Raw genomic sequence first — 15,544 nt, forward strand, 5'->3', positions numbered from 1 at the left:
GAACGATGATTCGGAAGCCTTACCAATCTCCCGGCAACGTCCGCCGCTTCGGGCGATCCGCGTTGACATACTCGGCGTGGGCTCGCTACAACGTTTCATCACGCGCTCGAATCGCTTTCACATCAGTGGGTTATCCGGCGATCGCGCCCCGTTGTCTTTTTTCGGCTAAGGATTGGCGATTCAAAACCGCCGCCGCGATCCCAAAATGTCAGAAATATCGTGAGCGAGAGCACCGCCCGGAGTAGGGGCGAAAGGCAATTGACGTCCGATAGTGGTTGAACCATAGTCGGATAGTCGTTTCCCGCTGGCGCGCGCGCCGCGGACAAAGAATACGAAGGATTGCTGCCGCGGGACGCCGTTCCCGCGTACAGGCGCGACGGCTCGGCGCGCATTGGCGGCCACGCGATTTTGGCAACCTCACGCACACGTCCTTCGAGGGCTTTAGCATGACCACGCGACTGACGTTTCCCGCATCCATGTTCTCCGTCGTCTGCCAGCGGTGCGGCAGCACGGTGCGCAAGAACGCCGACAGTTGCCCCAATTGCGGCGCAGACCGAAGCGCCGCATTCGGCCAGACGCGCGAGGCCGCCTCGGGCAAATCGCGCAAGAACGTTTTCGAAGAGGCATCGGCGCCGCTCGCATCGGCGGGTGCGTCCGCATCCGGTTCTTCCGCTTCCCTCGACTCGCATGGCGCCGGGCGCGTCGAGCCGGGCATGCGCTCGCGCTGGACGGAGCGCGCGAGTGAGCGCATCGCGCAAAAGGCGGCGGAATATCGCGCGCGCCGCGCCGAGGAATCCGCACGCAACGCCTTCGCCGATTCCAGCAACGATCCCGACGCCCTGCCCGGTTCCGAGCGGTGGAACACGAAGAAGACAGTCATCGCCGGTGCATGCGGTCTCGTGTTGCTGCTCGGCGCGACGTTCTATTACCAGCTTGGCGATTCGGACGGCGGTTCGAGCACGCCATCCGCGGATCACAGCGTTTCGGGCGTGATCGATTCCAAGGTCGGTTCGCTGATGCGCGGCGCAACCGACGCGCCCGGCACGCCTGCCGCACCGGCCGCGGCGGACCGGCGCCCGTTGGCCGCCGCTCCGTCCGGCAATGCGCTGCAGGATGTGCGCGTCGCGCTGGATCAGCACGATCTCGCCACGGCCCGCGCGCGGCTCAAAATGCTTCCGCCGCAGCAACAGGCGCGCGCCGACTACGAATCGCTGAAGGACGAGCTCGTCAAGCGCGAAGCGCAGCGCGACGCCGCGCTGCAACTCGCGCGCGCCTGCGAGCGCACGTCCGCGTGGGCGTGCGTGCAGCAGAACGCGGGCGAGGCGCTCGCCCTCGACGGCAGCAACATCGAATCGCAAGCCATGCTCGAACGCGTGATTTCGCACGCGGGCTGGCTCGCGCCGACGGCAGTGGCCGCGCTCGCCAAACGCGTGCCGGGCACGGCGCCCGCCGCGGATGCCGCGAACACGGCGGCTGCCGCGCCCGCTCAACTTCCCGCGCAGGCAAACGTTGCAGCGGCGGCCGCGCAGGCCGCGAAGACGAACGGGTTTGCTCAGAAGCCCACGCCGGACAGGCGCACGGTGCAACGCAGCACCGCCGCGCGCTGGGCCGACGACGACGCTGCCTACGAATCGCGCGCGGAGAAAATCGCGCGTGGCCAGGCGGCGACCGCCGCGATCACCGCGACGACGATCAATCCGCCGCCCGCGCCGACCGTCGCCACGACGATGACGATGCCCACGCCCGCGCCGCAAGCGGCCACGCAACCGACGCCCCAACCGACGCCCCTGCCGACGCCACAACCGGCCACGACGCAAGCCGCCGTGCCCGCGCCGTCGCAACCGGCCGCTGCGAAGGCCGCTCCGCCGCCCGTCACGCAAGCGGCGCGCGCGCCCTATTATCTCGGCGAAGAAAGCGCCCAGCCTTCCGCCGCGAATTCGCGTGCCGCGAACCCGCGCGCGCCCTATTACATCGGCGACGAGCCGCCGCAGCAAGCCGCTCGTCCGGCCAATCCGCGCGGCGCGTATTACCTCGGCGAAGATCCGCCGCAGCCGTCCGCGCCCCCGACGCGCACCGCCGTGCCGCATCCACCGCAATCGGGCAATCAGAGCAGCGCGCTCCCGCCATCGACGGCGACGATGCAAGCAGCCGTGCCCCGTCCGCCCGCGGCCGTCGCACAAGCCGTCGCCCAGCCCGTCGTGCAGACGAACGTCGCGACGCGCAGCACGCAGGCCGCGGCCACGACCGGCGCGTCGCCGCAGTTCGCCACGGTGCCGGCCGGCTCGCATGTCGACTCCGACAAGTCCGAGGAACTCGAACGCGCCATCAAGCAATACGGCTGGAGCGGCGGCGATTCGGCCTCGAAGCCGCCGTCGCGCTGAAAACGGCAAAAAAACGCAAAAAAACGCACAAGAACGACGCAAGAACGACGCAACTACAAGAACACGCAGAGACAACACCGACGCACCGCAAGCACGCGCCGCGCATCTTCGCGCCGGGCCGCATGCGAGTGCCCGCGCATGAGCAGATTGCGCGCGACGCGGACGATTCCCGCATCGTGCGAGTTTCAAAAAGCACCCGTCCAACTCCGACTAAGGGTCAATCATGTTCACCACGAAATACATGCGCAACGCCGCACGGGGCGCGCTGACGCTTCTCGCCATCGCCGGGATGATCGGCGCGGGATCGAGCTTCGCCGCCGATCCGATTCCCTACAAGATCACGACGGGCCAGGAACGCGGCACGTATATCCAGATCGGACAGGACTTGTCGAAGTACGTCGCCGAGCCGGCCGGCATCGAACTGGAAGTGCTGCCGTCGAAAGGGTCGGCGGAGAACGTGCAGCGCATGCGCTACGAGCCCGGCGTGAAGTTCGCGCTGGTGCAGTCGGACGTGTATCAGGCGTACATGGACATGGCGACCTCGGGCAATGCGGACGCGGGCAAGATCATCAAGCCGCTGCGGCTCATCATGCCGCTCTACGACGAAGAGATTTACTTCGTCACGCGCGCGGACTCGCCGATGAAGTACATCCACGAGATCAAGGGCAAGAACATCAGCGTCGGGCCGATCGGCAGCGGCACGGCGCAATCGGCGGAGACGCTGTATCGGCTGATGTTCGGCGAACCGATCGCCGAAGCCAACGAGCAGCATCTCAACAACGAGGATTCGCTCGCGCGGCTGATCGTCGGGAAGATCGACGTGGCGGTGATCGTCGCGGGGCAGCCGGCGAAGCTCTTTCAGGACATGAATCCGGAGCTGCTCAAGCAGATCAGGCTGCTGCGCCTCGATCCGAACGCGCAGGAAACCGCGCGCGCGAAGCAGACCTATTTCCCGGCGACGATCCGCACGACGAGTTATCCGAACTGGATTCAGGAAGACACGCCGACGCTCACCGTGAAGGCGTTTCTCGTGACCTACGATTACGGTTTGCGCGGCACGGTCGGCGCGCTGTCGAAATTCGCCGATTCGCTGTGCTCGAACTTCGACACGCTGCAGGCGAACGGCCATCCGAAGTGGAAGCAGGTGCATCTCGAACTGCCGCCGCTCACGAAGGGCTGGAAATACTATCCGCCGATGGAAAAGCACTTGCGCGCGTGCATCGCGCAGCGCACGGCGGCCGCCGAGCAAGCGCAGAATCCGACGCGCAAGGTCGCGACGCGCGACGCGGACGCGGCCGCGCAAAAGCCGAAAAAAGCGGCGTGTTCCGCGCAGGAAAAGCTGCTGTTGTTGTGCGATCAGTGACGCCGCGAAGCTAGCGGACGAGCGTCGGCATGAGCGCGGCGAGGCGCGTCGCGCCGCGCTCGATCGCCGTGACGTTCGTCCCGCCGTAGCCGAGCAGCACGCCTTGCTGCGCCGGCTCGCCCGCGTAGAACGCGCGTATGCCGTACAGCCCGACCGATACGGCGCGCGCCGCCGCGACGACCTCGTCTTCCCGCACCGAACCGGCGAGCCGCGCGACGAGATGGATGCCCGCCGTCGCGGGCAGCGGCTCGAACCAAGGCGCGAGCTCGCCTTGCAGACGTTCGATCAACAGCGCGCGGCGTTCCGCGTACGCCTTGTGCATGCGGCGCAGATGCTTCGCGTATTCGCCATCGAGCATGAACGCGCCGAGCGCGGTTTGCGTCAGCATGCAGCTGTGCCAGTCGCAAATCTGCTTTGCGTTCCAGAGCGGTTCGGAGAGTGTCGCGGGCGGCACGACGTAGCCGAGCCGCAGATCGGGAAAGAGCGTCTTCGAAAACGTTCCGACATACGCGACGAGTCCCGCGCGATCGAGACTCTTCAGCGATTCCACCGGCCGCCCTTCGAAGCGGAATTCGCCGTCGTAGTCGTCCTCGACGATCACCGCGCCGCGCTTGCCCGCCCATTCGAGCAACTCGACGCGCCGCTCGAGGCTCATCGGCATGCCGAGCGGAAACTGATGCGACGGCGTCACGTAGACGAGCCGCGTGTTGCGCGGCAGCTTTCTCACGACGATGCCCTCGCCATCGACCGGCACATGCGCGATGCGCGCGCCGAGCGCCGCGAAGAGCGCCCGCGCCGGCGGATAACCCGGCTCTTCGACCGCGACGACATCGCCCGGCTGGATCGTCACGCGCGCGAGCAGATCGAGCGCCTGTTGCGCGCCCTGCGTGACGATCACGTCCTGCCAGTTGCAGACGACCGCGCGGCTGAACGCGAGATAACGCGCGATGCCGAGCCGCAACGCCTGCTCGCCGCCCGGATCGCGATAACCCGCGACGCCGCCGCCCGCGCGCGCCTGCGTGCGCAGTGCCTGATTCAGACAGCGTCGCCAGGCGTCGTAGGGAAAGAGCGATTTGTCGGTTACGCCGCCCTTGAAATCGCAGTCGAGCGTTTCGTCGGCGGGCGGCATCGGCATCGCCATGCGCTCGGGCATCTTGCGCCAGATGCCGGTGGCGCGAGCGCGGGCCGATACGGGTTCGGTGCGCGCGGTCGGCAGGCGCGTGAGCCCTTCAGCGACGAACGTGCCGTCGCCGGCGCGCGTGCGCAAGAAGCCTTCCGCGATCAGCCGCTCGAAGACATCGAGCGTGGTCTTGCGCGAGACGCCGAGCTGCGCGGCGAGATCGCGCGTGGACGGCAGGCGCGCGTTCGCGGCGAGCCGCCCTTCGATGATGCCCGCGCGTAGCTGGCCGTAGATCTGGCCGGTCAGGTCGCGGCGGCCGTGCAGGGTGATGTGGATGTCCAAGGGTGCTGGCGACCGACGCGGCTACAGTTGATAGGGCATCCGCACGCCCGGATCGTCGGGCGGGAAGTCCTTCGAGTTTCGCGAAACGAGCAGCGCATTCACCGATTGCGCCGACGCCCACACGATCGCATCCGGCAACTTGATGCGCGATTTCCTGCGAATTCCGATTGCGAGGTTCGCGACGGCCGAATCGAGCGGCACGAGATCGAAGGTGGACAGCCAGGCGCGCAGCGACGCTTCACTGTCGGGTTTGGCGCCCTCTAGAACTTCCATGAGCGTGATGATGCTGATCGACCGCTCTTCGTAACGCTCGATCTCCTTGCGTGCCGCATCGATTCCCAACAGGTAATCGATCAGGATGTTCGTGTCGAAAAGCGCTCTTACCATTCTTCGCGCAGCTCCCGCTGGTACTGCAATCCATCGATCTTTCGCTCTTGCCATAAGCCGAACACATCGACGGCAGAACGGCGCTTGTTGCTCGCGACGTACGCGCTGATCGCGTCCCGAATGACCGCGGCTCGCGGGCGCTGCTGCTCTTCGCCGATCGCGGCGAGTTCGTCTATCTGTTCGTCGGGCAAATCGATCAAGATCCTTCCCATAGATACCTCGCTATACGATATACATATGGTATATCGCCATAGCCCATTTATTCACCTGCGCTGAAAATCGACTGACACAAAGTCACGCCTTGCTCGCTCAACCCCGCGCTGCCCGTCCCATCCTCCTTCATCCGCACCTCGACGAATCCCGCTTCCTCGAGCCCGGTCAATTGCCGACGCAACGCGCTCATCGGCAAACCGGACTGCTTCGCCAATTTCGCGAGCGACCACGCGCGTTCCGGCGTTTCCGTCTGTGCGCGCCAAAGCTGTGTCAGCACGGCGACGAGCGCCGGATCGATGTCATCGTTCATGCGCGAATCCCCATAGTGATCTCCCTGCCCGCGAGTTCGCCGAGCCGCCGCAACGCGGCCTCGCTCTGCGCGGTCCACGGATAACTGTAGTTCAGCCGGATGAAATGGCTGAAGGCGTTGCGCGTGGAGAACATGTAGCCCGGTCCGACCGTGATGCCGCTGTCGAGCGCGGCGCGATAGAGCCGCATCGAATCGACGCGCTCCGGCAATTCCACCCATAGCACATAGCCGCCCTGCGGCGCCGATGTGCGCGTGCCCGCCGGAAAGAAGCGCTCGACCATCGCGCTCATGATGCGCGACTGCTGCCGATACAGCTTGCGCACGCGCCGCAGATGCCGGTCGTAGCCGTCCTGCCGCAGATAATCCGCGATCGCGACCTGCGGCACCGATGGCGTCGTCAACGTGTTCAGAAACTTGAGCTTCTCGACCTGCGCCCGATACCGTCCCGGCATCGCCCAGCCGATCCGGTACGACGCCGTCAGACTCTTCGAAAACGACGCGCAATGCAGCACGAGCCCTTTTGTATCGAAGTTCTTGAGCGTCGACGGGCGCGCATCGCCGTAATAAAGCTCGTGATAGACATCGTTTTCGATGACCGGAATATCGTGCGCGGACAGCAATTCGACGAGCCGGCGCTTGCGCTCGTCCGGCATCTGGAAGCCGAGCGGATTCTGGAAGTTCGGCATCACCATGCACGCGGCGATCTTTCTTCGTCCGATGATCCGCGCCAGAGCGTCGATGTCGATGCCTTCCGCCGGATGCGTCGGCACTTCGATCGCGCGCATCCCGAGACGCTCGATCGCGTGCAGCATCGCGTAGTAAGTCGGCGATTCGACGGCCACCGTGTCGCCGGGCTGCGCGACGGCCTGCAGGCTCAGGTTGATCGCCTCAGTCGCACCGACCGTGATGACGATCTCCTCCGGATCGACCGGCACGCCGTTTTCGGCATAACGCCGCGCGATCTGGCGAATCAGCTCGGGATTGCCGGGCGGCAGATCGTCGATGAGATTCCAACTCGCCTGCCGCCGCGCGATCGCGTTCGCGTACTGGTTGATGCGCCGCCAGGGAAACGGCTCGGGATCGGGATACGGCGAGCCGAACGGCACGGCGTCGTGAGCGCGGATGCTGCGCAACGTCGAAAGCACGAGCCGGCTCACATCGACTTCCGATGCCGTTGCGATCACGCGCGTCGGCTGACTGTGCGCCGCGCCCGCCTGCGGTTTTGCGCGCACGAAATAGCCGGACTGCGGACGCGTCTCCAGAATCCCGCGGCTTTCCAGGATCGCGTACGCATGCAGCACCGTCTTGATGCTCACGCCGTGCTGCTGGCTCGCCTGCCGCACCGACGCGATCTTCTCGCCGGGCGTGAACACGCCGCGCCGCACGGCTTCCTCGATTTCATCGGCGAGCTTTTCGTAGAGTTTCAACTGGATTTCGTTCTGAAGCGGGAATGCGTCAAGTCTAGGGCAAATCGACGCAACTGTACTCCTTCTATTTCGCGTTTTCTGTGCGCCGCGCGCGATTCGGAACACAGTACGCTTCGAACATCGCAAGCCAAAAAGCATCATCCGCCAAGCCATGTTCAAGAAGCCCGAAGAACGCATCGAACCCTATACGCATCCCGCCGCCGGCTGGGGCGCGCTGAAGCAGGTTGCCATCAATCTCGTCAAGGAGAAGGTGGCGGGCGGCAACTACAAGACGCTCTTCAAGCAGAATCAGCCGGACGGCTTCGATTGCCCCGGCTGCGCGTGGCCCGACCGCGAGCACGGCTCGACCTTCGAATTCTGCGAGAACGGCGTCAAGGCCGTCGCCGCCGAAGCGACGAGCAAGCGCGTGACGCCCGCATTCTTCGAGGAGCACACGGTTTCGTCGCTGATGACGCAGAACGATTACGAACTGGAGCAGCACGGCAGGCTGACCGATCCGCTCGTCTACGACGCAAAGCGCGACCGCTATGTGCCGATCGATTGGGACGATGCGTTCGAACTCATCGCCTCGCATCTGAAGAAACTCGACGATCCCGATCGCGCCGCGTTCTACACGTCCGGCCGTGCGAGCAACGAAGCCGCTTTTCTGTATCAATTGTTTGTGCGGATGTACGGCACGAACAATTTCCCCGATTGCTCGAACATGTGCCACGAAGCGACGAGCCGCGGCTTGCCGCATACCGTCGGCATCGGCAAGGGCACCGTCACGCTCGACGACTTCGAACACGCCGACACGCTGCTGCTCTTCGGCCAGAATCCGGCGACGAACCATCCGCGCATGCTCGGCGAGTTGCGCGAGTGCGCGAAACGCGGCGCGACCATCGTGTCGATCAATCCGCTGAAGGAGCGCGGCCTCGAACGTTTCGCGAGCCCGCAGCACACGCTCGACATGCTCTCGCCGAAGGGCGTGAAGATCAGTTCGGTGTTCATCCGCCCGAAAGTCGGCGGCGACTTCGCGCTGATCAAAGGCGTGGCGAAGCGCGTGATCGAACTCGACGACGCCGCGCGCGCGAACGGTGGCGAGCGCGTGCTCGACGTCGATTTCATCGCGGAGCACACGGTCGGCTTCGACGCCTTCGCCGACGACCTGCGCGCCGAAAGCTGGGACGCGATCATCGCGGAATCGGGCGTGAAGATGGACGATCTGCTGAATCTCGCCGACATCTACGCGAAAGGCCGCGCCGTCATCTCGACGTGGGGCATGGGCCTCACGCAGCACAAGAACTCCGTGCCGACCATTCAACTGCTTTCGAACCTGATGATGATGCGCGGGAATATCGGACGGCGCGGCGCGGGCTTATGTCCGGTGCGCGGCCATTCGAACGTGCAGGGCGACCGCACGGTCGGCATCGAGGAAAAACCGACGCAGGCGTTTCTCGACCGGCTCGGCGCGGCCTACGATTTCGAGCCCCCGCGCGAGCATGGCTACGACGTCGTCGAAACGATTCACGCGATGCTCGAAGGCAAGGTGAAGGTGTTTATCGGCCTGGGCGGAAATTTTTCGATCGCGACGCCCGACACGCCGCGCACCTGGGAAGCGATGCGCTCGTGCGATCTCACGGTGCACATCACGACGAAGCTCAACCGCAGCCATCTCGTACACGGCCGCGACGCGCTCATTCTGCCGACGCTCGGCCGCACCGAGATCGATGTTCAGAACGGCGTGCCGCAAGGCGTGTCCGTCGAGGATTCGATGAGCATGGTGCACATTTCTTACGGCATGAACAAGCCGGCCTCGGCGAATCTGCTTTCCGAAGTCGCGATCGTCGCACGCATGGCGCACGCGACGCTCGGCTCGGCCAAGGTCGACTGGCGCGCACATGAGGGCGACTACGCGCTGATCCGCGATGGCATCGAAAAAGTGCTCGACGGTTTCGAGCGCTACAACGAACGCCTGAAGCAGCCGGGCGGTTTTCATCTCGGCGTGGCCTCGCGCGATCGCGTCTGGAAGACGCCGAGCGGCAAGGCGCAGTTCATCGTGCACAGGATCGCGGTCGATACGCCGATCCACCGCGCCCGTGCGCTGTACGGCGACCGTCTCATGACGCTGATGACGACGCGTTCGCACGATCAGTACAACACGACGATCTACGGTCTCGACGATCGCTACCGCGGCGTGTACGGACAGCGGCGCGTGCTGTTCGCGAACCGCGAGGACATCGACATGCTCGAGTTCGAGCCGGGCGAACTGGTGGATATCACGAGCGTGTGGGACGACGGCATCGAGCGTCGCGTAGACGGTTTCAAGCTCGTCGAATACGATATTCCGCGTGGCTGTCTCGGTGCGTATTATCCGGAGACCAACCCGCTCGTGCCGCTGTCATCGGTTGCGGATGGCGCCGGTACGCCGACGTCGAAGTCCATTCCCGTGCTGCTGACGTCGTCCAGTCAGGCCATTGCTGCCTGAAACCGCTGCGTGACGCGATGCCGCCAAGCACGCGGCATCGCGCTCTCTCGCGCTGACGGATACGGCGTTCGAGCGCGGCGGCGCCGCTGAACCAGCGATCGGCGCATGCGCCCAGCATGGCGAGGATGCCGGCCCACGCGATCAACCCGGCGGCGAAGCTGTTGAATTCGCCGCTGAACCAGACGCCGCCGAGCATTGCGGCCGCGAACACCAGCATGACGATGGCGAACGGAGGGCAATGTTCGTGTTCGATATGAGCGCGGCCGCCAGCGCCCAAGCCCATTTGGTAGCCGCTGAGAGAATATGCGCTAATGGACTGCGCCATTTTGTCCTCCAGACTGTTATCAATTTGTGTTTCCACAAACTTACGCAGTTGGAGCGATCAGTAATACCAGACAATTCCTAACAACGCTTTCGACCTGTGGCGCTTGACTTTCGCCGAACCCCGCAAAACGCGATGCCACCGCGATTCACGCCTCATTTCGCTCCTGCGAACTCCTGAACATCGGCATCGGCTTCGCCGGCGAGCGGCACGACGCCGGACGGCCCCGTCGCATGCGGATGCAGCAACAGCGCGACGAGCCCGCTCCAGCCCGTCTGATGCGACGCGCCCACGCCGCGCCCGTTGTCGCCATGAAAATACTCGTGAAAGAGCACGAGATCGCGCGAACGCGGATCGGCCTGTAGCAGCGGATAGGCAGCCATCACCGGACGCTCGCCGTTCTTGTCGAGCAGAAAGAGCGTGGTCACGCGGCGCGCGAGTTCGTCGGCGATTTGCGCGAGCGAAAACTTCTGTCCCGAGCCCGTCGGATATTCGACGCGAAAATCATCGCCGTAATAGCGATGAAACTCGTGGATCGATTCGATCAGCAGATAGTTGACCGGCATCCACACCGGACCGCGCCAGTTCGAATTGCCGCCGAACACGCGCGAGTCGGATTCCGCCGGAAGATACTGGATGCCGAAGCTTTCGCTGTTGTGATAGAAGACGAACGGGTTATCGAGATGCACGCGTGACAGCGCGCGCACGCCGTGATCGGAAAGGAATTCGGTTTCGTCGAGCATGCGCCTGAGCAGCGCCTTCATGCGATGCCCGCGCAACAGCGACAGCAGCACGCTGTTGCCCTGACCCGCCACGTTCCAGCGCGACACGAGCCTCGAAAGATCCGTTCGATGTTCGAGAAACCAGTGCAGCCGTTCGCGCAATTCCGGCAGCGAGCGATACACCTTCGGCTCCAGCACATGCACGGCGAAAAGCGGAATCAGCCCGACGATGGACCGCACGCGCATCGGCACATTGGTTCCGTCGGGCAGGCGCAGCTTGTCGTAGAAGAACTCGTCCTCGCTGTCCCAGAGACCGGTGTCGCAATCGTCCTCGCAGCTCACCGCTTCCGCGATATACAGGAAGTGCTCGAAGAACTTCACGGCGATATCGACGAACACCTTGTTCGCGTATGCGAGCTCGAGCGCGATACGCATCAGATCGAGCGCGTACGCGGCCATCCATGCGGTGCCGTCGGCCTGATCGATGTGGCCGCCCGTCGGCAGCGGCGACGAGCGATCGAAGATGCCCACGTTGTCCAGGCCGAGAAAGCCGCCCTGGAAAATGTTCTTGCCGTCGGCATCCTTGCGATTCACCCACCATGAGAAGTTGAGCAGCAGCTTGTGGAACACGAGTTCCAGAAAATCGCGATCGCCCTTGCCGGTGATCGCGCGGTCGATCTCGTAGACGCGCCACGTCGCCCACGCGTGCACGGGCGGATTGGCATCGCCGAAAGCCCATTCGTACGCGGGCAATTGACCGTTCGGATGCTGATAGCGGTCCTTCACGAGCAATAGCAACTGACGTTTCGCGAACTCCGGATCGATGAGCGCGAACGCCGCCGCATGAAACGCGAGGTCCCACGACGCGTACCACGGATATTCCCACTTGTCCGGCATCGACACGATGTCCGCGTTGCACAGATGCCGCCAGTCCGAATCGCGTCCGGTGCGCCGCTGCTTCGGCGGCTTCGGCTGAAGCGGATCGCCGTCGAGCCAGCGCGTCACATCGAACTGATAGTACTGCTTCGACCACAGCATGCCGGCGAGTGCCTGGCGTTGCACGAGCCGCTGATCGGCATCGGCGATATCGTGCTGCAGCGCGCCGTAAAACTCGTCGGCTTCCGCGATGCGTCGCGCGAAGAGACCATCGACGTCGAGCGGCACGGCGTCCGGCGCGGACTCGGGCCGCCAACGCAGATACACGACCGCCTTGCCGAGCGGCTCCAGTTCGAGATGCGCGTGCGCGGCCGCGCGCGTGCCCTTGTCGCGGCGAATCGCGTCTTCGTCGCCTTGCAGGATGTAATCGTTGAAGCCGTCCTTGAACGGTCCCGTGCCTTCCATGTGGAAGAGACGCCTGACGTTGGTCTCGTTCTCGCAGAAGAGCCATTCCATCGCGCTCGCGTCCGGCGACCACGCGGTGACGACCATCGGTTCGTGCGCGCCCTGTTCGGCGAGCACGTAGGTGCCTTCGCCCTGCACCGTTTCCACCTTCAGCGAGGGCTTGATCGGCGTCGGCTTCCACGACCAGGTATTGCGCGCCCAGATTTGCGGCAGCACGTCGAGCGCGGCCCGCACGTCGCTGCGATTCTCGATCGTCACGCGCATCACGATGTCGTCCGGCGTGTGCTTCGCGTATTCGACCTGCACGTCGAAGTAACGCGCGTCGTCGAACACGCCCGTGTCGAGCACTTCGTATTCGGGCATGTCGGCGCCGCGCCGCGCGTTTTCATCGACGAGATCGGCATACGGATACGCCGCATGCGGATACTTGTAGAGCATGCGCATGTAGGAATGCGTCGGCGTGCCGTCGATGTAGAAGTACAGTTCCTTCACGTCCTCGCCGTGATTGCCTTCCTGGTTCGTCAGACCGAAGAGCCGCTCCTTGATGATCGGATCGCAGCCGTTCCAGAGCGCGAGCGAGATGCACCAGTTGAGTTTGTCGTCGCCGAAACCGGCGATACCGTCCTCGCCCCAGCGATACGCGCGGCTGCGCGCATGATCGTGCGGAAAGTATTCCCACGCGGTGCCGAATTCGCTGTAGTCCTCGCGCACGGTGCCCCATTGGCGTTCGCTCAGATACGGTCCCCAGCGCTGCCAGCGTGGGCAGTCCTTCGAATGGAGCCTCAGGCCCTCGACGGTTTCGAGCTGGTTGACGGGGCGCGATTTCGACATGGGCGACTCCTCGATGGCGGCGTGCTGAACGACGGGCAAGTCTCGTAATTTAGCGCGTTTTGACGCCGGCCCGCGCGCGCCGCGCTAGGTTGCGCCGAGCAGCTTTTCGATGCGCAGGAGCTCCGCGAGCGACCACGCCTGAAACGGCGTCCCGCCGGGCGTGTGCGGCGCATCGGCATCGGCGACTTCGCTGACGTGATCGAGACCGTAGCGATCGAGATGCGCGTAGAGCGGCGTCAGAAAACGCTCGCGCGCGCCCGCCGCGCCGTGCACGCGCACCCACGCCTCGACGAACGGGCCGATCAGCCACGGCCAGACGGTGCCCTGGTGATACGCGCCATCGCGATCCAGTACGCCGCCCGCGTAGTTCGCCCTGTAGGCCGGATCGGACGGCGCGAGCGTGCGCAAACCGGGCGGCGTGAGAAGTTGCGTTTCGACCTGATCGACGACCGCGCGCGCGATATCGCCATCGACGAGCGGAAACGGCAAGCCGCCGACCGCGAAGATCTGATTCGGGCGAATCGATCGATCGACGCGACCGGGTTCGTGATCGACGTCGACGACATCGAAGAGCGTATGCGTGTCCGGATCGACGAAGCGCGCGGCGAACGACAACTGCGCCTGATCGCGCAACGCCTGCCAGCGCGGATTCCACGCGCTCGCGATCGTGAGCGCGTTGATCCACAGCGCCTGCACCTCTACCGGCTTGCCGATACGCGGCGTCACGACCCAGTCGCCTGCCTTCGCGTCCATCCATGTGAGCTGGACGCCGGGCACGCCCGCGCGCAGCAGACCGTCCACATCGGCGGCGATGCGAAAGCGCGTGCCGCGCGAATAGCCGTCGAGAATCGCATCGACGGCGCTTTGCAGGCGGCTCGTCGTCGCCGCGTGCGCGTGCCCCGTCGCCAGATAATCGTGCGCGGCGACGACGAACCACAGCGAGGCATCGACGGAGTTGTATTCGGGCAGGCCGCCGCTGTCCGGAAAGCGGTTCGGCACCATGCCTTCGGAAATCGTATCGGCCCATTCGAGCAGGATCGATTCCGCTTCCTGATGCCGGCCGGACGCGAGCAGGAGGCCGCGCATCGAGATGAAGGTGTCGCGGCCCCAGTCGGTGAACCACGGAAAGCCCGCGATGATCGTTTTGCCGACATTGCGCGTGACGACGTACGCATCGGCGCCGCGCGCGAGCCGCGAGCCGAACGCCGCGCGCCGTTCTTTTTCCCGCGAGGCGAGATGCGATGCGTGCGCGAGCGCGCTGTCTTCGAACGGCTTGTCGTGGCCCGCGTGCGCGTGGAGGATCATCACGGCTTCGCCGCGCGCGAGATCGAAGCTGAAGATGCCGGGCGTCGCGAGGTCTTCGGTGAAATCGAGTCCGCGCTCGCGTTCGCGCACGTAGCAGAAGTTGCGATACCAGTCGGGGGCGTGATCGTAAGCGCCGTTCGACGTGACGCAAATCGTCGGCAAATCGCCATACGGCTGCCATTGCACGCGCTCGCCTTCCAGTGTGGCATCGAAGGAAAATGCCGCGTTTTCGTGGTGCAGCGCGTGGTAGTCGCGGCCTGAGAGCAGCGGGCGGACTTCCAACTTGGCCGCTTTCGATGCGCCCTCGAGACGCCAGCGCAGGACGGTTTGGCGGGCTTCCTTTGCAACGAACGCTTCTGCGACGATGATTGTTGCGTCGTCGTGACCGATGCGGTAGCGCCATGTGGGCCACGGATCTGTATCGAATGAAAGGAGGCTTGCGGTCGTGTCGGGATAGAGGATGTCGGGGGCGTAGCGCTGCATCGTCAGAGGGATACGCGCGTTGCCCGTTTCGAGCCATGCTTCCATGCCGTTGATGAGCACGACACGGCCAGCGGGCGGTTGAGTCGCCGTCAGCAGCAGCGCTTGGTAGCGACGTGTGCGCATCGTGCCGACCGTGCCGGAGGCGAAACCGCCGTAAGCATCGGGTTCGAGCCATTCGTCTTCCAGACGCGCAGCGTCGATCGGCGATTCATCGGTGCGTTCGATGCGTGTCATGGTTTTGTTTTTTTTGCTGGATTGCGTGTTCGTGGCGGCTCGGGGTTTCGCCGGATCCCGGTTTCGTGGCGGCTCGGGGTTTCGCCGGATCCCGCTTTCGTGGCGGCTCGGGGTTTCGCCGGATCCCGCTTTCGTGGCGGCTCGGGGTCTCGCCGGATCCCGCTTTCGTGGCGGCTCGGGGTCTCGCCGGATCCCGCTTTCGTGTCGGTCTATTAGCACTGCCCCTGTGCGGGGCGGCACTCACTTTCTTTGCTGCTGCAAAGAAAGTAAGCAAAGAAAGCAGCTTCCGATACGCC

General features: G+C 64.6%; 10 protein-coding genes. 3 read left to right on the top strand and 7 right to left on the bottom strand.

Annotated features, from left to right (window positions below; genetic code table 11):
• The first annotated feature begins 446 nt into the window (after positions 1-446).
• Together QCE58_RS27705 and QCE58_RS27710 are read left to right on the top strand one after the other, a co-directional pair.
• A complete protein-coding gene (locus tag QCE58_RS27705) occupies positions 447-2,381 on the top strand; it encodes a zinc ribbon domain-containing protein (RefSeq protein ID WP_250521761.1) in 1,935 nt (644 codons plus the stop codon).
• A 223-nt stretch (positions 2,382-2,604) separates the two neighbouring features.
• Positions 2,605-3,744 (top strand): TAXI family TRAP transporter solute-binding subunit, encoded by a 1,140-nt coding sequence (locus QCE58_RS27710; protein WP_008352958.1) that lies wholly within the window; start codon positions 2,605-2,607, stop codon positions 3,742-3,744.
• 10 nt (positions 3,745-3,754) lie between these two features.
• Here QCE58_RS27710 and QCE58_RS27715 read toward each other — a convergent pair whose 3' ends face one another.
• The 5 genes from QCE58_RS27715 to QCE58_RS27735 are packed head-to-tail and all read right to left on the bottom strand — an operon-like array spanning position 3,755 to position 7,543.
• Positions 3,755-5,206, bottom strand: coding sequence for a PLP-dependent aminotransferase family protein (locus tag QCE58_RS27715; protein ID WP_250497287.1), 1,452 nt, complete (start codon positions 5,204-5,206; stop codon positions 3,755-3,757).
• A gap of 21 nt (positions 5,207-5,227) precedes the next feature.
• A complete protein-coding gene (locus QCE58_RS27720) occupies positions 5,228-5,593 on the bottom strand; it encodes a type II toxin-antitoxin system VapC family toxin (RefSeq protein ID WP_008352955.1) in 366 nt (121 codons plus the stop codon).
• Positions 5,587-5,805, bottom strand: coding sequence for a ribbon-helix-helix protein, CopG family (locus tag QCE58_RS27725; RefSeq protein ID WP_008352954.1), 219 nt, complete (start codon positions 5,803-5,805; stop codon positions 5,587-5,589). The genes QCE58_RS27720 and QCE58_RS27725 overlap by 7 nt, the downstream gene beginning before the upstream one ends.
• A 47-nt stretch (positions 5,806-5,852) precedes the next feature.
• Positions 5,853-6,116, bottom strand: a complete 264-nt coding sequence (locus QCE58_RS27730) for a helix-turn-helix domain-containing protein (RefSeq protein ID WP_250521762.1) — start codon at positions 6,114-6,116, stop codon at positions 5,853-5,855.
• Positions 6,113-7,543, bottom strand: coding sequence for a PLP-dependent aminotransferase family protein (locus QCE58_RS27735; protein WP_175979496.1), 1,431 nt, complete (start codon positions 7,541-7,543; stop codon positions 6,113-6,115). Before QCE58_RS27735 ends, QCE58_RS27730 begins: the two co-directional genes overlap by 4 nt.
• 151 nt (positions 7,544-7,694) lie before the next feature.
• Between QCE58_RS27735 and QCE58_RS27740 the strand changes: the two genes are divergently transcribed.
• Positions 7,695-10,010: an FdhF/YdeP family oxidoreductase gene (locus QCE58_RS27740; protein WP_250521763.1), complete on the top strand. Its 2,316-nt coding sequence runs from the start codon at positions 7,695-7,697 to the stop codon at positions 10,008-10,010.
• Between the two features lie 477 nt (positions 10,011-10,487).
• Here QCE58_RS27740 and QCE58_RS27745 read toward each other — a convergent pair whose 3' ends face one another.
• Both QCE58_RS27745 and QCE58_RS27750 read right to left on the bottom strand, forming a co-directional pair.
• Positions 10,488-13,226: an MGH1-like glycoside hydrolase domain-containing protein gene (locus tag QCE58_RS27745; protein WP_008352950.1), complete on the bottom strand. Its 2,739-nt coding sequence runs from the start codon at positions 13,224-13,226 to the stop codon at positions 10,488-10,490.
• Between the two features lie 84 nt (positions 13,227-13,310).
• Positions 13,311-15,248 carry an amylo-alpha-1,6-glucosidase gene (locus QCE58_RS27750; RefSeq protein WP_250521764.1) on the bottom strand — a complete coding sequence of 646 codons (1,938 nt, stop codon included), beginning with the start codon at positions 15,246-15,248 and terminating at the stop codon, positions 13,311-13,313.
• Positions 15,249-15,544 lie beyond the last annotated feature (296 nt).

This window comes from Caballeronia sp. LZ028 (genome assembly GCF_031451415.1).
In the GTDB taxonomy this organism is placed as follows: domain Bacteria; phylum Pseudomonadota; class Gammaproteobacteria; order Burkholderiales; family Burkholderiaceae; genus Caballeronia; species Caballeronia zhejiangensis.